Here is a 26,339-nt window from a genome sequence, read left to right on the forward strand (position 1 = left end):
AAAATTTTTTGGAGTTAAAAATGGGAAAATTTGTAAATAGTATAGAAGAGTTTTTTAAGTTTTGTAGTGAAAATGAAGTAAAGTTTGTAGATTTTAGATTTACAGATTTAAAAGGTACATGGCATCATGTGACTTATAATATCAAAGCAGTAAATAGTGATTTACTAGCAAATGGAATGCCTTTTGATGGTTCATCAATAGATGCATGGCAACCAATTCATAAATCAGATATGATATTAAAACCAGATGTTCCAACTGCATTTTTAGACCCATTTACAGCTGATAGTACAATAATAGTAATTTGTGATGTTTATGATATTTATGAAAAAAATATGTATGAAAAATGTCCTAGGTCTATAGCAAAAAAAGCTGTTGAGTACCTAGAAGAAGCAAACATTGGAGATGTTGCATATTTTGGACCTGAAAATGAATTTTTTGTTTTTGAAGATGTAAAAATTAAAGATCATGGAAATGAGTCTTACTATAGAGTTGATAGTGAAGATGGTGAGTGGAATAGTGCAAAAAATTATGAAGGTGGAAATATTGGACATAGAAGTGGTCTAAAAGGTGGATATTTCCCTGTAGCTCCTATTGACAATGGAGTTGATTTAAGAGCAGAAATGATGCAAGTTTTAGAGCAAGTTGGTCTTGAAGTAATTTTAGGTCACCATGAAGTTGCACAAGGACAACACGAGATTGGAATAGTTTATGGAGATTTAATTGAAGCTAGTGATAATGTTCAAAAATTAAAATATGTTATCAAAATGGTAGCTCATTTAAATGGAAAAAGTGCAACATTTATGCCAAAACCACTTTATGGTGACAATGGAAGTGGAATGCATGTTCACCAAAGTATTTGGAAAAATGGTAAAAATCTATTTTATAAGCAGGGTGAATATGGAAATTTAAGTGATATTGCACGTTGGTATATTGGTGGAATTTTTAAACATGCACGTGCTGTTGCTGCATTTACAAACCCATCTACAAACTCTTATAAAAGATTAATACCTGGTTTTGAAGCACCATCAATTTTGACTTATTCATCTCAAAATAGAAGTGCCTCTTGTAGAATTCCTTATGGCGCAGGAGAAAAAGCAACAAGAGTTGAGATGAGATTTCCAGATTCAACTGCTTGTCCGTATTTAGCATTTTCAGCTATGCTTATGGCTGGACTTGATGGAATAAAAAATAAATATGAGCCAATTGGTCCTATGGATGATGATTTATTTGAACTATCTTTAGATGAAATTAGAGAAAGAGATATTCCTCAAATGCCTCATACATTAAGAGGTTCTTTAGAGGCTTTAATCAGACACAATGACTTTTTAAGACCTGTATTTACTAAAAAAATGATAGATACATATCAGCACTTTAAATTCTCTACACAAGTTTGGCCTTATGAAGCTAGACCTACACCATTTGAGTTTAAAACTATGTACTCTTGCTAATATTAAGATAAGGGTTAATCTCTTATCTTAATAATTTATATTCAATTTACTCCAATATCAAAATCAATTTATAATTATCTTTTTATATAACAATTTAATACTTTTAACAATTAAGCACTATTTTTGTATAATGTAAGCTATTATTAAAGATTTTGGAGTTTAAAATGAGAGTAATAGAAGGTTCTTTAAGGCTAAAAGGAAACGAAAGAGTAGCCATAATAAATGGAAGATTCAACCATATAATAACTGATAGATTAGTAGAAGGTGCAAAAGATTCATTCAAAAGACACGGAGGAAATGAAGCAAACTTAGATTTGATTTTAGTTCCTGGAGCTTTTGAAATTCCCTTTGCACTTGAAAAAGCACTATCAAGTGGAAAATATGATGCTGTTTGCTGTGTTGGTGCAGTTATAAGAGGAGCAACTCCTCATTTTGATTATATTAGTGCAGAAGCAACAAAAGGAATAGCAACAGTTGCTTTAAAATTTGGAAAACCTGTATCAAATGGTGTTTTAACAACAGATACAATAGAACAAGCGATAGAGAGAGCTGGTTCAAAAGTAGGAAACAAAGGTGCAGAAGCTATGCTTACAATAATCGAAATGCTAGATTTATATAGCGAAATGGAAAAATAATTTGGCAACAAGAACACAAGCAAGAGAGTCAGTAATTGGTCTTTTATATGCATATGATTTAGGTAATACTGAAATAGCGAAATTTGTCGACGATATTTTAGAAGAGAAAAAAATCAGAAATAGCCAAAAAGAGTTTGCTTTAAATCTATTTAATGGAACAGTTAAGAACTTAAACTCTATAGATGAGGATATTATTAAACATCTTACTCAAGGAACTTTAGAAGATGTTGGAAGTGTAGAAAAATCTATTTTACGACTTGCGATTTATGAAATACAATTTGAAAAATTATCAAAAGCAATAGTTATAAATGAAGCAATAGAGTTGGCAAAAAAACTAGCAAGTGATGGTGCTCCAAAGTTTATAAATGCAATTTTAGATCAACTAAAAAAGGTTTAAAATGAAAAAGGATATGAAACTTTGTGTATCTTTAGATTTAGAAAATAGTAGTGAAAATCTAGCTTTAGTAGAAAAAATAAAAGATTTTGATGTTTGGCTAAAAGTTGGCTTTAGAACATATTTAAGAGATGGCAAAAAATTCTTAGAAGATTTAAAAGCAATAAATCCAAACTTTAAAATATTTTTAGACCTAAAACTATATGATATTCCAAATACAATGGCAGACGCTGCTTTTGATATTTCAAACTTTGGACTAGTTGATATGTTTAATGTTCATGCAAGTGCTGGTAAAGAAGCTATGAAGACAGTTATGCAAAGAATTAAAGATATTCCAAACAGACCATTAGTTTTGGCTGTAACTGCTCTTACATCCTTTGATAATGATAGTTTTAAAAAAATATATGGTGAAGATATCGAAGTAAAAGCAAGAGAGTTTGCAAAAGAGACATTTGAAGCTGGACTTGATGGTGTTGTTTGTTCTGCTTATGAGAGTTTAGATATTAAAAATAGCACAAATAAAGATTTTATTACCCTATGCCCTGGGATTCGTCCTTTTGGAGAAGATAATGGTGATCAAAAAAGAGTTGCTGATATAAAGTTTTCAAAAGAAAATTTAGTAGATTTCATAGTTGTAGGTCGTCCTATATATAAAGATGAAAACCCAAGAGATATAGTAAAAAAAATAATAGATAATATCTGATTTATTTAATTAAGGGGGTTTTAAGGGGTTTTTCCTTATAATTCCCGTCCAAATTTAATCAATTTAAATTTAGAAACGGACAGTTGGGTGAGTGGCTGAAACCACCTCCCTGCTAAGGAGACGTACTGGCAACGGTACCGAGGGTTCAAATCCCTCACTGTCCGCCACTGGGTCGTTAGCTCAGCTGGTTAGAGCACTCGGCTCATAACCGAGTGGTCGAAGGTTCGAGTCCTTCACGACCCACCAGCTATTAATTCTTCAAAATCCAACAAAGTACTATAACGTTTTAAACTTACCATAGAATAGGGATTCTTAAGTCCTATGACGTTCATCAAAATACTACTAAATTCAGTTATAACAAAAAAAAATTGCGGTACAATTTACGGTATAAACTTTATAAATAGGATTTGTACCGTAAAAAATGCCTAAACACATTAAAACACTTACTGATACTGAAGTAAAAAATTTAAAACCTAAAGAGAAAGATTATAAATTAAGTGATGGAAACAATCTTTTTATAGTTGTTAGAAAAAGTGGGAGTAAATATTTTAGATTTGATTTTACTTTTAATAACAAAAGACAAAGTATGAGCTTAGGATCTTATCCTGAAGTTACTTTAAAAGATGCTAGAGAAAAAAGAAATAAAGCAAAAGAAAATTTAAAAAATGGAATTAATCCCATTGAAACAAAAAATTCTAATTTTAAATTAGAAACTACATTTAAATATATTTCTGATAAATGGCTTGAACTACAAAAAAATGGCTGGAGCATATCTAATTATAATAAAATTAAAAGTAATTTAGAAAATAATGCTTATCCATTTATTGGTAATAAAAATATCCAAGATATTACTAGAAGAGATATTTTATTACTTGCAGAACGTATGGAAAAAAGAGATGCAATTGAATATGCAAATAGATTGCTAAATAATATACAAAGAATATATAAATATGCTGTTACAAATGAGTACACTGAACACAATATAATATCTGACATTGATAAGAAAAATTCTTTAAAACAAAGGCAAAGTAAAAATGTACCTGCACTAACCAAAGACTCAGAAGTGCAACAATTAATTTTAGATATTGATAGTTATGGAATTAATTTTAAAGCAGATATAAGCACCATTTATGCTTTAAAACTATCTCCTTATCTTGCTTTACGTCCTTATAATTTAAGAAAATTGGAATGGTCAGAAATAAATTTTGAAAAAGAATATATTGAAATATCTGCAGATAAGATGAAAATGAACTGGAATGACCCCAAGTTAGTAGACACTTTTTTAATCAGTTAACACCTTGGGTTGAGTAACACTATCATTGTATCTTTTCTCAAATTCATTTGGACTTATAAAATCTAAAAAACTATGTCGTCTTTTTGAGTTATAAAACATTTCTATATATTCAAATATTTTATCTCTAGCTTCTGCTCTTGTATGAAATATAGTTTTTCTAACTAATTCTTTTTTTAATGTCTTAAAAAAACTCTCTGCTACTGCATTATCATAACAATTACCTCTACGGCTCATACTTGGGATAATATTATGATGCTTTAAAAATGTTTGGTATTCATAAGAACTATATTGGCTACCTTGATCTGAATGAAGAATTACTTTATGATTTTTAATTCTGTGAGTTGTTTTTTTCAAAGCTTTAATAATTAAAGATGTTGATTGTCTATGTCCTGTTGCCCAACCAATTATTTTTCTTGAATAAAGATCTATAACTGTAGCTAAATATAACCATCCTTCATAAGTTCTGATATATGTGATATCACTAACCCAAGATTCATTTGGTTTATATGTTAAAAAACATTGTTTTAAATGATTTGGATGTGCTTTATGAATTGAACCAGCCTTATGCTTTGGTTTTCTTTTATAATTTCCTATTCCACAAAGTTTTGCTTCTTTCATTAATCTTGCAACTCTTTTCTTATTTACATGTATATTTGAAGCCTTTAAATCTTTATGAATATTTCTATATCCATATATCCCATTTGACTCTCTATATGCTTTTTTTATCTCTTGTAAAATTTGTTGATTTTCAATCTCTAAATTTGAAATAGGTTGTTTTAACCATTTATAATACCCACTAGGATGAACTTTCAATACAGTACACATTCTTCTGATTGTGTACTGTATTTGATACTCCTTTATAAATGCGTACTTTAATTTGGGTTGTTTGCAAAGTACGCTGCGGCCTTTTTTAAAATATCCCTCTCTTCTGTAACTCTCTTTAATTCTTTTTGCAATCTTTTTATTTCAGCTGTTGTATCTTGAGTTTTTTTTATTTCTACTTCAGCTTCTGGTGATTTGTATTTTTTTATCCAGTTTCTCAAAGAATCATAATGGACACCTAACCTCTCAGCTGTTTCAACAACCCCATATCCATTTTCTATAACTTGTTTTACAGCATCTCTTCTAAACTCTTCACTATATTCTCTTCTTGCCATTTTTAATTCCTTCAATTGTTTACAATTTTCTCTAAATTGTTATTTTAATTAACTGAATAAATTTCTGTCTACTTTTTTGGGGTCATTCCAAGTATTAGAGACTATTGATGAAAGTATTTGGGTAAAAGAGATAGAGGCACTGTATAGTTTGATAAAATAAGAATATATTTTAAAAGAGAGGATTGTAGGGAATAAAAAAGCTTACCTTGAATTACTAAGAAAGAGTAAAAGAAGGTAAGCTTATTGTAAAAGTTAAAAACTCAATAAGCTGGCGGCGACCTACGTTTCCACAGGGGGACCCTGCAGTATTATCGGCGATGAAGTGCTTGACTACCAGGTTCGGAATGGGGCTGGGTATTTCCACTTCTCTTTAACCACCAGCAAATTTGAGTGCTAAAAGCTTGAGATAAACTCTTAACACTCAAATTGCGAGATTGAGAAATTTAATGCTAAAGTCTTTTTTGTATATCTATATATATTCAACACATATTAAACATAATAAATATGCTTAATAAGATAGTAAACCAAAGAAAAATTGTTAAAAATAAGCCAAACGTTCTATTAGTACTGGTCAGCTAAAGGGCTTACACCCATTACACATCCAGCCTATCAACCAGCTAGTCTTGCTGGGAACTTCAGGGAAAGTTCATCTTAGAGTTGGCTTCGAGCTTAGATGCTTTCAGCTCTTATCACATCCCAACGTGGCTACCCAACGATGCTCTTGGCAGAACAATTGGTACACCAGTGGTTGGTTCATCCCGGTCCTCTCGTACTAGGGACAAATCTCTTCAACTTTCCTACGCCCACGGAAGATAGGGACCGAACTGTCTCACGACGTTCTGAACCCAGCTCGCGTACCGCTTTAAATGGCGAACAGCCATACCCTTGGGACCGACTACAGCCCCAGGATGCGATGAGCCGACATCGAGGTGCCAAACCTCCCCGTCGATGTGAGCTCTTGGGGGAGATCAGCCTGTTATCCCCGGCGTACCTTTTATCCTTTGAGCGATGGCCCTTCCACGCAGAACCACCGGATCACTATGACCGACTTTCGTCTCTGTTCGACTTGTTGGTCTCACAGTCAAGCTAGTTTATGCCATTATACTCAACAAGCGATTTCCAACCGCTTTGAACTAACCTTTGTAAGCCTCCGTTACTATTTAGGAGGCGACCGCCCCAGTCAAACTACCCACCAGACATTGTCCTGAATGAGGATAACTCATCGCAGTTAGTAACTCAAATATTCAAGGGTGGTATCTCAAGGATGGCTCCGACTCTACTTGCGTCTAGTCATCATAGCCTCCCACCTATCCTGCACATGAATATCCAAGCTACAGTGTCAAGCTGTAGTAAAGGTGCACGGGGTCTTTCCGTCTTTCCGCGGGTAGGAGGAATTTTCACCTCCACTACAATTTCACTGGATCCCTCTTTGAGACAGCTCCCATCTCGTTACGCCATTCATGCAGGTCAGTATTTAACTGACAAGGAATTTCGCTACCTTAGGACCGTTATAGTTACGGCCGCCGTTTACTCGGGCTTCAATCAAATGCTTCGCTTGCGCTGACATCATCAGTTAACCTTCGAGCACCGGGCAGGCGTCACACCTTATACATCCACTTACGTGTTAGCAAAGTGCTGTGTTTTTGGTAAACAGTCGGGAGGGACTCTTTGTTGCAACCTCCTTGGCTTTTGAAAGCAAGTTTCTATACCATGGTAGGCACACCTTATACCGAAGATACGGTGCTATTTTGCAGAGTTCCTTAAAGAGGGTTCTTCCACGCGCCTTAGAATACTCATCCCACCCACCTGTGTCGGTTTACGGTACGGGCAACATATAATATACTTAGTGGCTTTTCTTGGCACGACAGTATCATCGATTCTCCATCTCCTCCGAAGAGTGTCAAGAGCCTGTAAGATCTCGGTCTATTGTTAAGCGGATTTGCCTACTTAACAACCTACATCCTTCGACCCACTATTCCATCAGTGAGCTCGATTAACTCTATGCGTCCCCACATCGCGCTTATATGTTGGTATTGGAATATTAACCAATTTGCCATCGTCTACACTTTTCAGTCTCGACTTAGGACCCGACTAACCCTACGATGACGAGCATCGCGTAGGAAACCTTGGGTTTTCGGCGTTAAGGATTCTCACCTTAATTATCGCTACTCATGCCTGCATGCTCACTTCTATCCGCTCCAGCACTCCTTACCGGTATACCTTCAACGCTGAATAGAACGCTCTCCTACCACTCAATTAAAAATTGAATCTAAAGCTTCGGTGTACATCTTAGCCCCGTTATATTTTCCGCGCAGAATCACTAGACCAGTGAGCTGTTACGCTTTCTTTAAAGGATGGCTGCTTCTAAGCCAACCTCCTGGTTGTCACAGTAACTCCACATCGTTTTCCACTTAGATGTAACTTAGGGACCTTAGCTGTTAGTCTGGGTTGTTCCCCTCTCGACGACGGATTTTATCACCCACCGCCTGACTCCTGTGATTCCACATATAGTATTCATAGTTTGATAGGGTTTGGTACCGCGGTAAGCAGCCCTAGCCCATTCAGTGCTCTACCCCTATATGCTACAACACAAGGCTATACCTAAATATATTTCGGAGAGAACCAGCTATCACGAAGTTTGATTGGCCTTTCACCCCTATCCACAAGTCATCCCGAGACTTTTCAACGTCAATGGGTTCGGTCCTCCACTGGCTCTTACACCAGCTTCAACCTGCTCATGGATAGATCACTTCGTTTCGGGTCTGCAGCATCTGACTATGTCGCCCTATTAAGACTCGCTTTCGCTACGGCTTCGCACTTGGCTTAACCTTGCCAGACACCACAACTCGCAGGCTCATTATGCAAAAGGCAGTCCATCACCCTGATAAATCATAGGGCTCTGAATGATTGTAAGCTAATGGTTTCAGGTTCTATTTCACTCTGCTCGCTGCAGTACTTTTCACCTTTCCCTCACGGTACTTGTTCACTATCGATCTGTAAGTAGTATTTAGGATTGGAGGGTGGTCCCCCCAGCTTCAGTCAAAATATCACGTGTTCCGACCTACTCAGGATACCATTAAAGTTATTGAGAATTTTAATTACAGGAGTTTCACCTTCTACGCTCTAGCTTTCCAACTAGTTCATCTATCCTCTTTAATCTTATATTATGGTCCTACAACCCCCTATACAAGTATAGGGTTTGTCCTAATCCCAGTTCGCTCGCCGCTACTATGGGAATCTCATTTGATTTCTCTTCCTTTGGGTACTGAGATGTTTCACTTCCCCAAGTTCGCTCTCCGTAGAGTAATATATATCTCTATATATTGGGTTGCCCCATTCGGAAACCCACGGATCAAAGCTCTTTGGCAGCTCCCCGTGGCTTATCGCAGCCTAATACGTCCTTCTTCGCCTCTTACAGTCAAGGCATCCACCATTAGCCCTTAATAGCTTATTAAAATCTAATAAAATCTTACAACTTTATTTAGATTAGTTTTTCTTGCCTATAAATATAATTCCTTATATTTATAAATTTGATAATATTCTTTGGCTACTATCTTATTAAACATAAAGTCTAATAATTTAGTTGTGTTATCTATAGTTAAATTTAATTATTACATTAAATCTTAGATATGAAATTTTTTTATTTAAAATTAAATACTTCTATTTAACTTTACGAAAAAATTTTAAAGACTTTAACATTATATTTTTAAATATCTTGCTACTTCAAATAACTAAAGTTATCTCAAGGTAACGCTTTCTGATTAAAACCAGATATAAACTCTTATTTATAAAAGCTTATATCTAACTTCTCTTTCTTTATCTCTATATGGTGGAGAATAGCGGGATCGAACCGCTGACCTCCTGCGTGCAAAGCAGGCGCTCTCCCAGCTGAGCTAATTCCCCATAATAATCTGGTGGGCCTATCAGGACTTGAACCTGAGACCTCACGATTATCAGTCGAGCGCTCTAGCCAGCTGAGCTATAGGCCCCATATTTACCTATAAATTATCTGTTGTTCTTCAAATAATCTTTACAAACTAAATATATGTTGTTAAAAGTAAGTTTCTTTATTCATTTTTTATATTAAGAACCAAATCTTAATATTTTTTCTTTGAAAGGAGGTGATCCAACCGCAGGTTCTCCTACGGTTACCTTGTTACGACTTCACCCCAGTCGCCAAATCCACTGTGGAAGGTAGCTACTTTAGCATCCCCGCTTCGAATGAGTTCGACTCCCATGGTGTGACGGGCGGTGAGTACAAGACCCGGGAACGTATTCACCGTAGCATAGCTGATCTACGATTACTAGCGATTCCAACTTCATGTAGTCGAGTTGCAGACTACAATCCGAACTGGGAGATATTTTATAAGATTTGCTCCACGTCACCGTATTGCAGCTCTTTGTATACCCCATTGTAGCACGTGTGTAGCCCTGGACGTAAGGGCCATGATGACTTGACGTCGTCCTCACCTTCCTCCTACTTGCGTAGGCAGTCTGTTTAGAGTTCTCAGCCGAACTGTTAGCAACTAAACACGAGGGTTGCGCTCGTTGCGGGACTTAACCCAACATCTCACGACACGAGCTGACGACAGCCGTGCAGCACCTGTATATAAGCTTCTGCAAGCAGACACCAATCAATCTCTTGAAAGTTCTTACTATGTCAAGTCCAGGTAAGGTTCTTCGTGTATCGTCGAATTAAACCACATGCTCCACCGCTTGTGCGGGTCCCCGTCTATTCCTTTGAGTTTTAATCTTGCGACCGTACTCCCCAGGCGGTACACTTAATGTGTTAACTGCATTACTGCAAGATCAAGTCTCACAACAACTAGTGTACATCGTTTAGGGCGTGGACTACCAGGGTATCTAATCCTGTTTGCTCCCCACGCTTTCGCATCTCAGCGTCAATAGTGTTCCAGTAGATCGCCTTCGCAATCGGTATTCCTTCTGATCTCTACGGATTTTACCCCTACACCAGAAATTCCATCTACCTCTCCCACATTCTAGATTAACAGTTTTCAAAGCAGTTCTATAGTTAAGCTATAGGATTTCACTTCAAACTTATCAATCCGCCTACATGCTCTTTACGCCCAGTGATTCCGAGTAACGCTTGCACCCCCCGTATTACCGCGGCTGCTGGCACGGAGTTAGCCGGTGCTTATTCATATAATACCGTCATTATCTTCTCATATAAAAGGAGTTTACGCACCGAAATGTGTCATCCTCCACGCGGCGTTGCTGCATCAGACTTCCGTCCATTGTGCAATATTCCCCACTGCTGCCTCCCGTAGGAGTCTGGACCGTGTCTCAGTTCCAGTGTGACTGATCATCCTCTCAAACCAGTTATGTGTCATTGTCTTGGTAAGCCATTACCCCACCAACTAACTGATACAATACAGGCTAATCTCTTACCAATAAATCTTTCCCTTTTATACTTCTGTATAAAAGGAATATAAGGTATTAGCAAACGTTTCCATTTGTTATCCCTTAGTAAGAGGCATATTACCTATACATTACTCACCCGTGCGCCACTTAGCTGACAATTATAGCAAGCTATAACCCGTTCTCGTTCGACTTGCATGTGTTAAGCACGCCGCCAGCGTTCACTCTGAGCCAGGATCAAACTCTCCATAAATTTTTTGATTAAATCTAATTTAATCTTTATGTAGTAGTTGAATCTGACTTTTTTGTTTTTAATTACTTAATTACAAAATTATCACTCAAATTTATAGACAAGTTAATAAATACTCTTCAATATTTATCTCTTGTTCAATTTTTTTTACTTTTAACAATCATGATATTTAGTTTACAAAGATTACTTCATTAAACTCTCAATATCTCTTTTAAAGAACTCTAATCTAACCCCTCGGTCAAATTGGACGGGAATTATAGTGCCTTTTTTCCTCTTTGTCAAGAGCTTATCACTTAATATACGCTTAAATTCTGAATTTTATAGCTTTTTTAATTCTTTTCTCTTCTTAATGTCGTATTTTTGGGGTTTTTAAAATTATCTGTAGTTTTTTTATTGCTTAATTTTGCTTAATTGGTTTTTATAAGAAATTTGGACTTTTTGTCCAACTTCCTTTAAAATTTTAATATTGAATTTATAATACTCTTTTATATTTTCAAATTTTTATAACTTCATATCCAGCTTCACTTATAGCATCTACAAAAACTTGTTCTTCTATATCTTTTGACATATTTATAATAACCTCTTTTGTTGATAATTCAACTTTCACACTATCAACACCATCAATTTTGCTTAAAGCTTTTTCAACTCTTCCACTACAATGTCCACAACTCATACCATCTACTTTTAAAATTTTTGTCATATTAACTCCTTTTATATTTTGATTTTCAATTACTTTTATATTTTTGTCTATTGTTGATTTAAAAAACCTTAATCTTAATGCATTTAGAACAACAGAAACACTGCTTAAACTCATAGCAGCACCTGCAAACATTGGATTTAATTTCCATCCTAAAAAAGAGTAAAAAACTCCTGCTGCTAAAGGAATACCAATAATATTATAAATAAATGCCCAAAATAGATTTTGTTTTATATTTTTAAGAGTTGCAGCGCTAAGTTGTATTGCTCTTACTACATCTAATAAATCATTTCTTACTAAAACAATATTAGCAGACTCAATTGCCACATCTGTTCCAGCACCAATTGCAATTGCTATATCTGCTCTTGCTAGAGCTGGAGCATCATTTATTCCATCTCCAACCATAGCAACTTTTTTACCATCTTCTTGAAGTTTTCTGATTACTTTATCTTTATCTTCTGGTAAAACCTCAGCTATAAAGTTTTTTATATTTAATTCATCTGCTATTGCCTTTGCTGTTTTTTGATTATCTCCTGTTAGCATTATTACTTCTAAATTCATCTTATAAAACTCTTCTATTGCTCTTTTACTTGTAGCTTTTACAACATCAGCAACAGCAATAACTCCTAATATCTTTTTACTATTAGAGATAAATATTGGAGTTTTACCACTACTTGCTAGTCTTTCACTCTTTTCAAAAAAATCTTCAAGTAAAATATTGTTTTTTTCAAGTAGTTTTTTATTTCCAATAAATATAGTTTCATCATCAATTTTAGCTTCTATTCCAAAACCATTTTGCGCTTTAAACTCTTCTACTTTTAAAAGTTCTATATTTTCATCTTCTGCTTTTTTAACAATTGCATCAGCTAAAGGATGTTCTGAATTCTTTTCAAGAGAATATGCTATTTGAAGAAGTTTATTGTAACTTATTTCGCTATTTACAAGAATATCAGTAACTCTTGGTTTTCCCTCTGTTATAGTTCCTGTTTTATCTAAAACAATAGTATCTATTTTTTCTGCAACTTCTAGTGCTTCCGCATTTTTTATCAAAATACCATTTTGTGCACCTTTCCCTGTTCCAACCATAATTGCTGTTGGAGTTGCTAATCCTAAAGCACAAGGGCAAGATATAACCAAAATTGCAATTCCTATCCCTAAAGCAAACTCAAAATCATATCCCAAAATTAACCAAGTAATAGTGGCTACTACTGAAATTAAAATAACAGTTGGCACAAAAATAGAGCTTATCTTATCTGCAAGTTTTGAAATTGGTGCTTTTGATGAACTTGCCTCTTCAACCAACTTTATAATTTGTGACAAAACTGTATCTGGTCCAATTTTTGTAACTTCAAACTTTATAGAACCATATTTATTTATACTAGCTCCAATAACTCTATCTCCAACTTTTTTTGATACTGGCAAACTCTCACCTGTAAGCATTGATTCATCTATTGATGTATTTCCTGAAATAATAACTCCATCAGCTGGAATACTAGCTCCTGGTTTTACAATTACAATATCTTTTAATTTTAATTCTTCAACTGATATTTCAACTTCTATATTATCTCTTAATATTAAAGCTTTTTTTGGAGCTAAATCTATAAGTTTATTTATTGCTTCAGATGTTTTTCCTTTTGCTTTTGCTTCAAGATATTTCCCAAAAGTGATCAGAGTTAAAACAATAGCAGCACTTTCAAAGTACAAATTCATTGAATACTTATGAAGCATATTTAAATCATCAACTCCTAAAGCAAAGCCAATTTTGTATATAGAAAAAACTCCATAAAGCATAGCTGCTCCTGTTCCAATAGCTATTAAAGAGTCCATATTTGGAGAAGCTTTAAGCAGAGTTTTAAATCCAACTTTATAATATTTTATATTTATAACAACAATAGGAAGTGCCAACAAAAACTGAGTAAAAGCAAATGTTATTGAATTTTTTTCTCCAAGAAAAATAGATGGAAGTGGCCAATTTAACATATGTCCCATAGCTATATAAAATAGTGGTATTGAAAAGATTAAAGATACTATTAATCTATTTTTTAACTCATTTATCTCATCTTCTGCAATATTATCTTTTTTTTCTATTTTTATATTATCAACTTTATTTAATATAGCTTCATATCCAGCATCTTCTACTCGTTTTATGATTTTGTCATCATTTAATACTTTATCATCATATTTTACAAGCATACTATTACTTAGCAAATTTACATTTACTTCACTTACTCCTTCAAGCTTTTTGATAGCTCTATCAACAGCATTAGAACAAGCACTACAAGTCATTCCTTTAATATCAAATTTTTGCGACTTCATAAATTTTCCTAATTTTTTAATCAATGCAATATTATCAAAGCATAATTAATTATAAATAAACATTCAAGTAAAAATTACAAAAATTTAGGTATAATCGCACTATTTTAAAAAAAGCTACTCAATATATTAGGAAAAAAATTGCAAAAAAATATTAGAAATTTTAGTATCATAGCTCATATTGACCATGGAAAATCAACTTTAGCAGATAGAATTATTCAAGAGTGTGGAGGAATTAGTGATAGAGAAATGACTTCGCAAGTTATGGATAATATGGATATAGAAAAAGAGAGAGGAATTACGATAAAAGCACAAAGTGTAAGATTAGATTACTCTTTAAATGGTGAAAAATATGTTTTAAATCTAATAGATACACCAGGACACGTCGATTTCTCTTATGAAGTTAGCCGTTCTTTAGCATCGTCTGAAGGGGCACTACTAATTGTTGATTCAACGCAAGGAGTTGAAGCTCAAACTATTGCAAATGTATATATTGCTATGGATAATGATTTAGAGCTTCTTCCTGTTGTAAATAAAATAGATTTGCCAAGTGCTGATCCTATGAGAGTTTTAGGAGAGGTTGAAGAAGCTATTGGGCTTGATTGTACAGAGCACAATCTTATTTCAGCAAAAACAGGTCTTGGAGTAAAAGATTTAATTGAATCAATTATAAAAAGAGTTCCAGCACCAATAGGAGATGAAACTGCAGCCACAAAAGCTTTAATCTATGATAGTTGGTTTGATAACTATTTAGGGGCTTTAGCTCTTGTAAGAGTTTATGATGGAAGCATAAAAAAAGGTCAAACTCTTAGAATGATGAATACAAAAGTTGAACATCAAGTTTTAAGTCTGATGTATCCACATCCTATAAAAAGAGCTGATACAATGGAGATTAAAACAGGCGAAATTGGAATTGTTGTATTAGGCCTTAAGACTTTAGATGGAATTGCGGTTGGTGATACAATGACTGATGCAAAAAATCCAACAAAAGAACCTATTGATGGTTTTGAACCTGCAAAACCATTCGTTTTTGCAGGACTTTATCCAATTGAAACTGATAAATTCGAGGATTTAAGAGAAGCTTTAAATAAACTAAAATTAAATGACTCTTCAATCTCTTTTGAGCCAGAAAGTTCAATGGCTCTTGGAAGTGGATTTAGAACAGGATTTTTAGGAATGCTTCATATGGAGGTTATAAAAGAGAGGTTAGAGCGAGAGTTTGATTTAGACTTAATAGCGACTGCTCCAACTGTTGTTTATGAAGTTTTAAAGAAAGATGGAGAAAAAATTGTAATCCAAAATCCAAGTGAATTACCAGAACCAAACTATATAGAAAGCATTTTTGAACCTTATGTAAAAGCTACAATTTTGGTTCCTGATGAATTTTTGGGAAATGTTATAAAGTTGCTTAATGATAAAAGAGGAGTTCAACTAAAAATGGACTATATAGGGGCTAGAGTTCTACTTGAATATAATATTCCTATGAATGAAATTGTTATGGATTTTTATGATAAATTAAAATCTACAACAAAAGGTTATGCCTCTTTTGATTATGAACCAATTGGTTTTAAAGAGGGAAATCTTAAAAAACTAGATGTTAGAGTTGCAGGGGATATAGTAGATGCACTTTCAATCATAGTTCCTGAAGATAAATCAGTTTCAAGAGGAAGAGAGTTTGTAAAGGCTCTAAAAGAGCTTATTCCTAGACAACTTTTTGAAGTAGCAATTCAAGCAAGTATTGGAAATACAATTATTGCAAGAGAAACTGTAAAATCTATGGGTAAAAATGTAACTGCAAAGTGTTATGGTGGGGATATTACAAGAAAAAGAAAACTTCTTGAAAAACAAAAAGCTGGTAAAAAAAGAATGAAAGCTATTGGAAAAGTAAATGTGCCTCAAGAGGCTTTTATGGCTGTATTAAAAATTTAAAACAATAAATATGAAATGTACAAGTTGTGATAAATTATCTTTTTCTATAATTTGTGAAACTTGTCAAAATAAACTTTTAGTTCCAAATTTTTATAAAAAAGAGTTAGATAAAGATTTCTTTGTTTACTCTTTTTATGATTATAAAGATTTAGAAGATTTAATTCAAAGTAAATACCATTTTTATGGAGATAGAGTTTTTAATATTTTAGGAAAACTTAGTTTTAAAAAGTTTGCTTTAAATTTTGAGTTTACTCACCCTATTTTGGCACTTCCCATAGATGACCACACAAGACATGATTTTTCACAAACCGCAATTTTAGCAAAACATCTAAAAAGTACCTTTATCAAACCAGTTTTTAATAGCTTAAAAGCTTCAAATATTGTCAAATATGCTGGAAAAAACTTAGAATTTAGACAAAAAAATCCAAGAAAATTTACATATAGTGGAGAAAAAAGTTGCGATGTAATTTTAATAGATGATGTAATTACAACAGGAACAACAATTTTAGAAGCTAGAAAAACTTTAAAAAAACATAAGGTAAATGTACTTTTCGCTCTTACTCTATGTTCCTTTTTAAGTTAATCTTTACTATTTTTTTCTCTATTTTTCTTTTTAAATCATCAACCATTTTTAATTTATCTTCAAGATTTTGCCTATTTTCTTCTTTAAAATCTTCTTTATTTATCTTTTCCAAAAGTTTTATTTTTTTATCTTCAAGTTTTTGTATAGCTTCAAGTAAACTCTCTTCCTCTTTTTTATTTATCTCAAAAAACTCTTCTATATTATTTAGAAATTTATTAATCTTCATCTTCCTCTTCCTCATCTTCTAATATCATACTCTCATCAATAAACATTTTTTCTGTTATATTAAGTAAATTTTGACATAGAAGTATAGCAAAAGAGCTATCTTTTAATATTTTTGAACTAACTTTTGCATCTATTTTTCTATTTTCAAATAAATTATCTACTCTTTGATTTGCCATATTATCAAAAGATATAAGCTTATGTTGGATAGTTTTTATTTTATAAAGTTTATCTATATCATCAAAAGCATGATTTGAAATTATATTTTCTATCTCATTTATACAAATTATTAAAATATCTTTTATATTTTTATACTCTTGTTTTAGCTCTATATTTTCATTCTGAGTTCCAAGATTTAAGGCTTTATTTAAAGTCTTTATATTTTTTAAAAGTAGATATATTTTTTTTGTAAGTGCTTTACTTTTATCTAATACCTTCATATCTTCACTATTTATATATTTATTCGCAAAATCTAAATAATCTAAAATTTCATTATGAAGCTCTTTTATTTTTATTTTATAAAGTTTATTAATACTCTCTTTTTTTAGAGTTTTTTTATCTAAATTTTTTTTACTAATATAAATATCACTATTTATTGAAAGTTGATGTCTTATAGACTTTATTAATTTATTAAATAAAATTTCATTCTCTTTTTTAAGCCCACTTAAAATTGATTTTGAACTCTCCAAAGAACTAGCATCCAAGAATTCTAATTTTGACCATGATTTTACCTTTGGAATAAACATAGTTTTCATCTTCAAGATAATTTTATTCAAAAATGGAATCATTATTATTACAGCACTTAAATTAAAAATTGTAATAAATAGTGTAAGCTTTATCACATCACTTGAAATATCAAATTCTAAAGCTAAAAAATCTATAAAATTTATAATTGGAAATAGGAAAACTATACCAAAAACAGTAGCTATTAGATTTAAAATAAATTGGGTTAAAGCTAATCTTTTCCCATTTGAATTTGAGTTTAAGCTTCCTAAAATAGTTGTTGTTGTACTTCCTATTTTTCCACCAATAACTAAAGCAACTGCATTTAAAAATAGTATTTGACCACTTGCAAGTGCTACAAGAGTTATTGCAATACTAGCAGAGCTTGACTGTACAACAAAAGTCATAATAGCTCCTAAAATAAAAAACAAAAACATTGTTAAAAAACTATCATTTGAATAAGCCAATAAATCAACACTCTGTTTTAAATCATCAAAACCATTTACCATATAAGAAATTCCCAAAAATATAAAACCAAGCCCCAAAAGAATATTCCCAAAACCTTTTTGCTTTAAATTTTTTGAAAATCTAAAAAATATACCAAAAGCAATTATAGGCATTGCATAGTGTGAAATTTTTATTCTAAGCCCAAAAAGTGCTATTAACCAAGCAGTAGTAGAAGAACCTAAACTAGAACCTAAAAGCACATAAATAGCACTTTCAAGAGCAATTAATGATGTGGTTAAAAATGAGATTAAAATAACACTTGTAAGTGAAGAGCTTTGCACTATCGAACTTATTAGGAAACCATTTAAAATTCCCTTTGGCATACTATTTGTAAATTTTTCTAGAATTTTTTCTAAAAAACCACCAGAAAATAGCTTAAAACCATCTTCCATAAAAAACATTCCAACTAAAAAAATTGCAATTCCTGCAATAATTACCTTTGCACTCTCATAATTTAACACAAAGTATGCAAGAACCAAAAAAAGTAGCGGAAACATAAATCTTTTTATCATAGTCACCTCAATTTTTTAAGAAATTTTATAAAAATTTAATAGCATTAGTATATTATTTAAAATTTAACAAAAATTAAATCTCTTTTAAGATACACTTTTATCTTTAAAAGGAGCTAAATGCTAGGAATAATAGACTACAAAATGGGTAATCTAGCAAGTGTTTACAATGCTTGTTCTAAATTTACAAAAGATGTAAAAATCATAAAAACAAAAGATGATATAACAAAATGTGATAAGATTATTCTTCCAGGAGTTGGAGCATATAAAGATGCTATGAAATATTTAGAAAAAAATGGTTTAAAAGATGCTATTTTAGAATTCTCAAATAGTAACAAACCACTTTTAGGAATCTGCCTTGGAATGCAACTATTATTTGAAAGTAGTGAAGAGTTTGGTTATACGAAAGGTTTAGGCTTAATTGAAGGAAAAGTTATAGCTTTTAATAGAGATAAAACAAAAGAGTTAAAAATTCCACACATGGGATGGAATACTATAGAAACAAAAAACAATATATTATTTGAAGGTCTAAAAAACCCTTATTTATATTTTGTACACTCATTTCATACTGTTTGTGATGATAAATATATTATTGGAAAAACAACTTATGGGTATGAGTTTGCAAGTGCTGTAAACAAAAATAATATTTTTGGCTTTCAACCACACCCTGAAAAATCACACAATAATGGATTAAAAGTTTTAGAAAATTTTATAAATTTATAGGAGAGAAAAATGGATATATTACCTGCAATTGATTTAAAAGATGGAAAAGCAGTAAGGCTTAGTAAAGGAGTTATGGATAGTGCAAAAATCTATTCAGATGAGCCATGGCAAGTTGCTCGTAGATTTGAAGAATTAGGTTCAAAATGGGTTCATATAGTTGATTTAAATGGTGCTTTTATGGGAGAACCTGCAAATTTAGAACAGATAAAAAAAATAAGAGAAAATTGTAATCTAAAAATCGAATTAGGTGGTGGAATAAGAGATGAAAAAACTATTCAGATGTACCTAGAATTAGGAGTTGATAGATTAATTTTAGGTTCAATTGCATTAAAAGACCCACAATTTGTAAAAGATATGGCAAAAAAATATCCAATTGCAGTTGGTATTGATGCATTAAATGGAATGGTAGCAGTCGAAGGGTGGGCAGAAGTTTCAACAATACAAGCCACAGCTTTAGCAAAAGAGTTTGCAAATGCAGGCGTTGAAGCAATTATCTGTACAGATATCAGTAAAGATGGAATGCTTTGTGGAGTAAATGTAAACTTTACAGAAGAAATTGCGAAAGAAAGTGGGCTTTATACAATTGCAAGTGGTGGTGTAAAAGATATAAATGACATAATTTCTTGTAAGAAAAATGGGCAAATAGGTGGTGTAATTGTTGGAAAAGCTTTTTATGAGGGAACTTTAAATCTAAAAGAAGCATTTTCTATACTATAGTTAAATAATTTATTATTTAACTTTAGATAGAATCCAATCTTAATCACTAAACAAAGGTTTAAGATGGATTCAAACAAAAAAATAACACTAATTATATTCTCTTTAGTTGTTATTTTAACTTCTATTATAGTTGTAATAGTTGCCATTGGCTCAAGAGAAACAGGATATAATGGAGTTACAAATAAAGCTCACTTAACTGCTGAAGTAGTAAAAAAATCGCTTACTAGCCATATGTTAAATGGGAATATGGATCAAAGGGATGTATTTTTAAATAGTATTAGTTCTTTAAAAGATGTTCAATCTCTTTGGCTAGTAAGAGCAAAAAGTGTTAGTGAACAGTTTGGTCCATCACACTTAGCAAACGAAAATCCTAAAGACCAGATAGATATTGAAGTTTTAAACTCTGGAAAAGAAAAAATTATAATTAATGAGAGTCTTTATGGAGCAACCTTAAGAATTACAATTCCATATACTGCTTCTAGCTTTGATAAACCAAACTGTTTAGCCTGTCATAATGCAAAAGAGGGAGATGTTTTGGGTGCTATTTCACTTAACTTTGATATAAGTGAGGATAGAGGCTCAAATATCATGATTTTACTCTATATTATTTTAATCATTGGACTATTTTTAATCTTTTTTCTTATATTTATACAAAAAAAAATAGAACCATTTACAAACTCATTTAATAGTTTAGTACAAGTTTTAAAAAGAGTTCACGAGGGTGATTATAGTGTAAGAGCTCAAGCAGGTATTTTAAAAGAGGATAAGGAAGCTAGTTTATGGCTAAATGAATTAATAGAAAAGCTAGAAACTGTACTAACTGGAATAGAGAAAAATCTAACATCTTTTGTACATAACCGTGCTAGTAATGTAAACCACGATAAGCTAATAAGTGCAAAAGATATTATAGAAGATATTAGTGAGATTTATCACTACAAAAAAACTATTGAAAATGATTTTAGTATTGATGATATATATTATAGATTAATTAGTGTTTTAAGGGATAAACTGGGAATCAAACACTTTATTATTTTTGAGACTGATTTGGTAAAAGATGAGAGAAAAACAATTTTTTCTGCACCAAATACAAAACCTTATTGTAGCCTTGAGAAAAGTATAAAAGAGAGTTGTAGAGCAGAAAGAATAAATAGTATTGTCTCTTCTGAAAATTTCTCTGAAATTTGTAGAGTAGCAAAATGCAATAAAGATGAGCAACATATTTGTATTCCATTTTATATAAACGATCAAACAAATATAACAATACATATAGTTTCAAACTCAAAAGAAGAATTAAACAACTTAAAGTATCAAATAGGAATTATCAAAAAATATTTAGAAGAGACAAAACCTATTTTAGAAAGTAAACTTCTAATGGATGCTTTAAGACAAAAAAATCTCACAGACTCTCTTACAGGACTATATAATAGAAAATACCTAGATGAAATTGTAGAGAAAAAACTAGCTCTTGATGTTAAAAATGGAGTTATCTACTCAATTATGTTTTTAGATATTGACTATTTTAAGATGGTAAATGATAGTTATGGCCACGATATTGGAGATGATATTTTAAGAAAATTAGCAATTACCATGAAAAAATCAATTGGTCCTAATGAGACTTTAATTAGATATGGTGGAGAGGAGTTCTTGATTCTTAAAAAAGATGCCACACAAGAGAATACAAAAGAGCTAGCAGAAAAGATTAATAATGAATTCTCAAAAATTGTATTTAACTATGGTGGAGATAACTTCACTAAAACTGTAAGTATTGGATACTCTTTCTATCCAATAGATACAGATCAATTTTGGAAATGTATTAAGTTTGCAGATATTTCACTGTATGAAGCAAAGGCAACTGGAAGAAATAGAGTTGTAAAATTCTCTAAAGATATCCTAAAAAATGGTGATAAACTAGACTACTAATATAAAAAAGGCAAAGCCTTTTTTATTAAGTTAATAACTCAAAATTAATATATTATTATATCGTTTATGATATTTTAACTATTTAACCACTCTTTAACTATACTATTTTTATCAAAAAGTTTTGTCTTAGCTCGTGCAATACTTGCAATAGATAGTATCTCTTTTGTTGCTTTGTGGATATTATCATTTATAATTAAGTAATCATAATCAAGAAATTCACAAATCTCACTCTTCGCACTTTCAACTCTTTTTTCAATAATCTCTTTAGTATCTGTATCTCTTGCTACTAATCTTTGTTCTAAAATCTTCAGTGTAGGAGTTGTTATAAAAACAGAAGTTATCAAATTTCCCAATTTTTCTCTTAAAATTTTATGCCCTTGAACATCTATATCAAAAACTACAAGTTTTCCATCATTTAAAGCTTTAGTAATTGGTTCTAACATAGTTCCATAATAGTTATTATGAACTCTTGCATACTCCAAAAAATTCCCAGCTTCTATATTCTTTTCGAACTCTTCAATTGTTACAAAATGATAATCAATCCCATCTTCCTCTTCGCCTCTTATATCTCTTGTAGTTGTAGAGATAGAGAAATAATAGTTTGGTATATTTTTATATATCTCTTTTAAAAGTGTAGATTTCCCGCATCCAGATGGACCTGAAATAATTAAAATTGCACCTTTAATCTCTTTTATCATTTTTATTCCTTTCTAATAGTTCCATTTTATAGAAACTTAAATATAACCTATTTTATAGATATATTTATATCAATAGACTCACCACTTATCAATTTATCAATTATTGTTTGATCAAGTTTTGTAAGAAGAGGTCTTAACTCATCAACTTTAAATTTATTTAAAACTAAATTATATTTGTGGTTATCCAAAGAGAACTCATAATCTTTTACTTCATCTAAAGCTTCATCTATTATCTCGCTTATATCTTTCCAATCAGTTTCTTCTTCTATCTCTTTTTTATTATCTTTTAAAATTGTATTAATTTTATTTAATTCAAGATTATCTAAAACCCCACCTTTTTGTAATGCACTTAAACTAACAATACTCTCATCTTCTTCTATCTCATCAAAAGAGTCATCAACAAAGCTTAAATCACTGAAATCATCACTATCATCTAAAGTGTCATTTATAAAATCAACTACAGGTAGAACTAAATCCTCTTCCTCAAGAGAGATAAATTTTGATAAACTCTTATTCTCTTTTTGTTCATTTATCAAAAACTCTATCTGCTCTTTTAAAATTGCTTCTAGCTTTGTAGGTAAGAATGGTCTTGGAATTAAAAAATCTCTCTGCTTTTCAAAGCTTAGCTCTTCTGAGCTAATTGCTCCTAATCTATATGTTTGTGCTTTTATCTTATTAAATTTATTATCAATAAATGGCTGATCCACTATTATTAAATCATATTTACTCTCAATACTATTCGTTTTTTGAACACTTAAATCTATTTTTAACCTCTTACAAACAAGTATAAAAATATGTTCTATTATTGCTGTATCACAAATAAGAAGGATTTTCACTTTTTAATCTCCTTTAAATTTAACTCTTCAAGCTTAAAAACTCTATCACATCTAAAGGCCAAATCCTCTTCATGAGTTACTAAAATAAGTGCTGCATCATTCTCTTTTATATATTTAAAAAGAGTACTCATAACTATACTTGCTGTTTCTTTATCTAAATTTCCTGTTGGTTCATCTGCAAATATTATTTTTGGTTTTTTCATTAAAATTCTAGCAATTGATAATCTTTGTTGTTGTCCACCACTTAACTCACCAACACCTTGATTTAAAACATGTGTAATATTTAACTCTTTTAAAAGGTTATAATCAACCTCTTCATGGCTTAATAGTGTTGCAATATTTAAATTTTCAATGGCACTAAATCCTCTAAATAAATAGTGAGCTTGAAAGATAATACCAAAATCATCTCTTCTTATTCGTAAAAGTTCATTCTGTTTTAGAGAGTACAAATCTTTACTTTGAAAAACAACATCTCCAGTTGTTGGCTTTAAAAGTGAAGATAATATATTTAAAAGAGTAGATTTTCCACTTCCACTTGTTCCAATTATTGCTACTGACTCTTTTTTATGTAAATTTATATTTATATTTTTAAAAAGTTCATAATCAAAACTGTGAGATAGATTTTTTGCTTCAAGTAGTAAGGGTGCAAGGAGTGGTCTGTTATTTCTTTCTTCACTCATTGCATATCCTTTTTATAATAGTTTTTTAAAACTATAGATTATTTACCCATTTGTTTTGCAACTTCAGCTGCAAAATCTTCTTCTTTTTTCTCAATTCCTTCACCTAATTCAAATCTTACATAGCCTGTAATTTTGATTGATGCATCAACTTCTGCAATTGCTTGTTCAACTGTTTGTTTATCATTCATTACATAAGCTTGAGATAAAAGTGCAAATCTTCCATCTAATTGAGTATTATCAGCAATAAATCTCTCAATTTGTCCTGGAATAATATTTGCCCAAATTTTTTCAGGTTTTCCAGAAGCTCTTAATTCATCTTCGAATCTTGCTTTTGCTTGAGCAATTGCAGTATCAGTTAATTGAGATTTTGAAACAAAATCTGGAATTTTCTTTTGTGGTTTTCCTAATCTTCTTAACTCATCATTTTCAGCTTCAATTTCAGCTCTAATAGCTCTGTTTTCACTCTCAACAAAAGCTGGATCTAAATCTTTATAAGAGATAACTGTTGGTTTCATAGCACTTGCGTGCATTGCTATATTTCTTAAAAGTGCAGTTGCTTTCTCTTTTACACTAGCATCACAAGAAGCTGCTAAGATAACTCCTGTTCTTCCAGTTACATGCACATAACCATTTACAACTTGACCTTCAACACTTTGCAATTTTCTAGCAACTAAATTTTCACCAATAGTTGCAATTTTTTCTGCTAAATATGTTGGAAACTCTTGTCCATTTATAGTTGAACTATTTAGAGTAGTAGCATCATTTATATTTTTTGCAAATGCATGAGTTGTAATCTCTTTTGTGATATTAATAAAGTTTTCATTTTTTGCAACAAAGTCTGTTTGAGAGTTTAACTCTAAAATTACAGCTTTTGTGTTATCACTATTTATTTCAATAGCAATAAGACCTTCAGCAGCAACATTTCCAGCTTTTTTTGCAGCTTTTCCAAGCCCTGCTTCTCTAAGAGCCTGAACTGCTTTATCTAAATCTCCACCAGTCTCATTTAATGCATTTTTACAATCCATCATTCCAGCACCAGTTAGCTCTCTTAACTCTTTGATTAATTGTGGAGTTGCTGCCATTATGCCTCTTCTCCTTCACCAAAGTTAATCTCTTCTCCTTCAGCTACTGCTTCAGCTATAAGTTCATCTTGCTCAGCTTGAGAAATAGGTTCTCCTGAAGTTTCTTCACCACTTTCAGCTAATACAGCTTTACCTTCATTCATAGCAGCTGCCATTTCATTACAGAATAAGTGAATACTTCTAATTGCATCATCATTTCCTGGAATTGGTAAATCAACAACATCTGGGTCACAGTTTGTATCAAGAGGAGCTACAACTGTAATTCCTAATCTTCTAGCTTCTGCAATAGCAATTTTTTCTTTAACTGCATCAAGTACAAACATCATATCTGGAAGTTTGTGCATCTCTTTAATTCCACCAAGATAAAGCTCTAATTTCTCCTCTTTTCTTGTAAGCATTAAAGCCTCTTTTTTTGTAAGAAGATCTAACTGTCCCTCTTCTCTCATTTTTTTAATAATCTCTAATTTTCTAATTGATTTTTTGATTGTTCCAAAGTTTGTAAGCATTCCACCTAACCATCTGTGGTTTACATATGGCATTCCACAAGATTCAGCAGCTTTTTTGATAGTTTCACTAGCTTGTTTTTTAGTACCAACAAAAATCATTGTTTGACCTTCAGCCGCTCTATCTCTTACAACATTATATGTATATCTGAAATATCTTAATGTTTTTTGTAAATCTATAATATAGATATTTTTTCTAACACCGAAAATGAATTTTTTCATTTTTGGATTCCATCTTCTTGTTTGGTGTCCGAAGTGTACACCACACTCTAATAGGTCTTTCATTGTAACCATGTTAATTCTCCTTGAATTATGTTTGTTTTTATTTTTTTCTAGGGTTTAGCCTCTGTATCCCTTAATGCTAAGATTTAAACTTAACACAACCCGAGCAAGGATTGATACATGTGAGGTACTACTTCCAAAAATTTGGAAAATAG

General features: G+C 31.7%; 19 protein-coding genes, 4 tRNA genes and 3 rRNA genes. 12 read left to right on the forward strand and 14 right to left on the reverse strand.

Translation table 11 applies throughout. The features are described 5' to 3' along the window. The first annotated feature begins 20 nt into the window (after nt 1–20). From glnA to ATR_RS07230, 7 genes are all read left to right on the forward strand, one after another. Nucleotides 21–1,448, forward strand: a complete 1,428-nt coding sequence (gene glnA / locus ATR_RS07200) for a type I glutamate--ammonia ligase (RefSeq protein WP_115428790.1) — start codon at nt 21–23, stop codon at nt 1,446–1,448. A 164-nt stretch (nt 1,449–1,612) separates the two neighbouring features. Continuing rightward, entirely contained in the window at nt 1,613–2,083 is a 471-nt protein-coding gene (gene ribH / locus ATR_RS07205; protein WP_115428791.1) for a 6,7-dimethyl-8-ribityllumazine synthase, read from the forward strand. 1 nt (nt 2,084) lies between these two features. Further along, nucleotides 2,085–2,480 carry a transcription antitermination factor NusB gene (nusB, locus tag ATR_RS07210; RefSeq protein WP_115428792.1) on the forward strand — a complete coding sequence of 132 codons (396 nt, stop codon included), beginning with the start codon at nt 2,085–2,087 and terminating at the stop codon, nt 2,478–2,480. 1 nt (nt 2,481) lies between these two features. Further along, nucleotides 2,482–3,180: an orotidine-5'-phosphate decarboxylase gene (gene pyrF / locus ATR_RS07215; RefSeq protein WP_115428793.1), complete on the forward strand. Its 699-nt coding sequence runs from the start codon at nt 2,482–2,484 to the stop codon at nt 3,178–3,180. A gap of 77 nt (nt 3,181–3,257) precedes the next feature. After that, nucleotides 3,258–3,347 (forward strand) — tRNA-Ser (locus ATR_RS07220). Between the two features lie 2 nt (nt 3,348–3,349). After that, nucleotides 3,350–3,426: transfer RNA gene (locus tag ATR_RS07225), tRNA-Ile, on the forward strand. A 175-nt stretch (nt 3,427–3,601) separates the two neighbouring features. Next, entirely contained in the window at nt 3,602–4,474 is an 873-nt protein-coding gene (locus ATR_RS07230; protein ID WP_115428794.1) for a tyrosine-type recombinase/integrase, read from the forward strand. Here ATR_RS07230 and ATR_RS07235 read toward each other — a convergent pair. The 7 genes from ATR_RS07235 to ATR_RS07265 all read right to left on the reverse strand — a co-directional run bounded on the left by ATR_RS07235 (nt 4,463) and on the right by ATR_RS07265 (nt 14,273). Then, a protein-coding gene (locus ATR_RS07235; RefSeq protein WP_115427524.1) for an IS3 family transposase occupies nt 4,463–5,631 on the reverse strand; the annotation gives its coding sequence in 2 pieces (ribosomal slippage) (nt 4,463–5,379 and nt 5,379–5,631; 1,170 coding nt in all). The genes ATR_RS07230 and ATR_RS07235 overlap by 12 nt on opposite strands. A 266-nt stretch (nt 5,632–5,897) precedes the next feature. Continuing rightward, nucleotides 5,898–6,013: ribosomal RNA gene (gene rrf / locus ATR_RS07240) — 5S ribosomal RNA — on the reverse strand. A gap of 158 nt (nt 6,014–6,171) precedes the next feature. Then, a 23S ribosomal RNA gene (locus ATR_RS07245) occupies nt 6,172–9,085 on the reverse strand. 373 nt (nt 9,086–9,458) lie between these two features. Continuing rightward, nucleotides 9,459–9,534, reverse strand: a tRNA-Ala gene (locus ATR_RS07250). A 9-nt stretch (nt 9,535–9,543) separates the two neighbouring features. After that, nucleotides 9,544–9,620 (reverse strand) — tRNA-Ile (locus ATR_RS07255). A gap of 125 nt (nt 9,621–9,745) precedes the next feature. Continuing rightward, a 16S ribosomal RNA gene (locus tag ATR_RS07260) occupies nt 9,746–11,263 on the reverse strand. The 16S, 23S and 5S rRNA genes sit together here with 2 tRNA genes alongside, the layout of an rRNA operon. A 490-nt stretch (nt 11,264–11,753) precedes the next feature. Further along, on the reverse strand, nt 11,754–14,273 hold the full coding sequence (locus ATR_RS07265; protein ID WP_115428795.1) for a heavy metal translocating P-type ATPase: 2,520 nt from the start codon (nt 14,271–14,273) through the stop codon (nt 11,754–11,756). 138 nt (nt 14,274–14,411) lie between these two features. On the opposite strand from ATR_RS07265, the gene lepA reads away from it, so the two are divergent. Beyond that, a complete protein-coding gene (gene lepA, locus ATR_RS07270; protein ID WP_115428796.1) occupies nt 14,412–16,199 on the forward strand; it encodes a translation elongation factor 4 in 1,788 nt (595 codons plus the stop codon). A 10-nt stretch (nt 16,200–16,209) separates the two neighbouring features. Next, complete coding sequence (locus ATR_RS07275; protein WP_115428797.1) at nt 16,210–16,782, forward strand: ComF family protein; 573 nt, start codon at nt 16,210–16,212, stop codon at nt 16,780–16,782. Here the strand turns inward: ATR_RS07275 and ATR_RS07280 are convergent. Continuing rightward, the gene (locus ATR_RS07280; RefSeq protein ID WP_115428798.1) at nt 16,757–17,008 is read right to left on the reverse strand and encodes a hypothetical protein; all 252 of its coding nucleotides are present in this window, start codon (nt 17,006–17,008) and stop codon (nt 16,757–16,759) included. The two genes, ATR_RS07275 and ATR_RS07280, sit on opposite strands and share 26 nt — an antisense overlap. Next, complete coding sequence (locus ATR_RS07285) at nt 16,998–18,746, reverse strand: Na/Pi cotransporter family protein (RefSeq protein WP_115428799.1); 1,749 nt, start codon at nt 18,744–18,746, stop codon at nt 16,998–17,000. Before ATR_RS07285 ends, ATR_RS07280 begins: the two co-directional genes overlap by 11 nt. 117 nt (nt 18,747–18,863) lie before the next feature. Here ATR_RS07285 and hisH point away from each other — a divergent pair, with 117 nt between their 5' ends. The 3 genes from hisH (at nt 18,864) to ATR_RS07300 (ending at nt 22,103) form a co-directional block, all read left to right on the forward strand. After that, complete coding sequence (gene hisH, locus ATR_RS07290) at nt 18,864–19,466, forward strand: imidazole glycerol phosphate synthase subunit HisH (RefSeq protein ID WP_115428800.1); 603 nt, start codon at nt 18,864–18,866, stop codon at nt 19,464–19,466. A 9-nt stretch (nt 19,467–19,475) separates the two neighbouring features. Next, nucleotides 19,476–20,183, forward strand: coding sequence for a 1-(5-phosphoribosyl)-5-[(5-phosphoribosylamino)methylideneamino]imidazole-4-carboxamide isomerase (gene hisA / locus ATR_RS07295; RefSeq protein ID WP_115428801.1), 708 nt, complete (start codon nt 19,476–19,478; stop codon nt 20,181–20,183). A gap of 63 nt (nt 20,184–20,246) precedes the next feature. Continuing rightward, nucleotides 20,247–22,103: a GGDEF domain-containing protein gene (locus tag ATR_RS07300; RefSeq protein WP_115428802.1), complete on the forward strand. Its 1,857-nt coding sequence runs from the start codon at nt 20,247–20,249 to the stop codon at nt 22,101–22,103. Nucleotides 22,104–22,177: 74 nt separating this feature from the next. Here the strand turns inward: ATR_RS07300 and gmk are convergent, their stop codons facing one another. Genes gmk through rpsB form a run of 5 tightly spaced genes read right to left on the reverse strand, consistent with a single transcriptional unit; the run spans nt 22,178 to nt 26,196 of the window. Beyond that, a complete protein-coding gene (gmk, locus tag ATR_RS07305; RefSeq protein WP_179948451.1) occupies nt 22,178–22,801 on the reverse strand; it encodes a guanylate kinase in 624 nt (207 codons plus the stop codon). Between the two features lie 47 nt (nt 22,802–22,848). Then, on the reverse strand, nt 22,849–23,637 hold the full coding sequence (locus ATR_RS07310) for a hypothetical protein (RefSeq protein ID WP_115428803.1): 789 nt from the start codon (nt 23,635–23,637) through the stop codon (nt 22,849–22,851). After that, entirely contained in the window at nt 23,634–24,317 is a 684-nt protein-coding gene (locus ATR_RS07315; RefSeq protein WP_115428804.1) for an ABC transporter ATP-binding protein, read from the reverse strand. The genes ATR_RS07310 and ATR_RS07315 overlap by 4 nt, the downstream gene beginning before the upstream one ends. 38 nt (nt 24,318–24,355) lie before the next feature. Then, nucleotides 24,356–25,402 (reverse strand): translation elongation factor Ts, encoded by a 1,047-nt coding sequence (gene tsf / locus ATR_RS07320; protein WP_115428805.1) that lies wholly within the window; start codon nt 25,400–25,402, stop codon nt 24,356–24,358. Next, a complete protein-coding gene (gene rpsB, locus ATR_RS07325; RefSeq protein ID WP_115428806.1) occupies nt 25,399–26,196 on the reverse strand; it encodes a 30S ribosomal protein S2 in 798 nt (265 codons plus the stop codon). The genes tsf and rpsB overlap by 4 nt, the downstream gene beginning before the upstream one ends. Nucleotides 26,197–26,339 lie beyond the last annotated feature (143 nt).

It is taken from the genome of Aliarcobacter trophiarum LMG 25534, assembly GCF_003355515.1.
GTDB lineage: Bacteria > Campylobacterota > Campylobacteria > Campylobacterales > Arcobacteraceae > Aliarcobacter > Aliarcobacter trophiarum.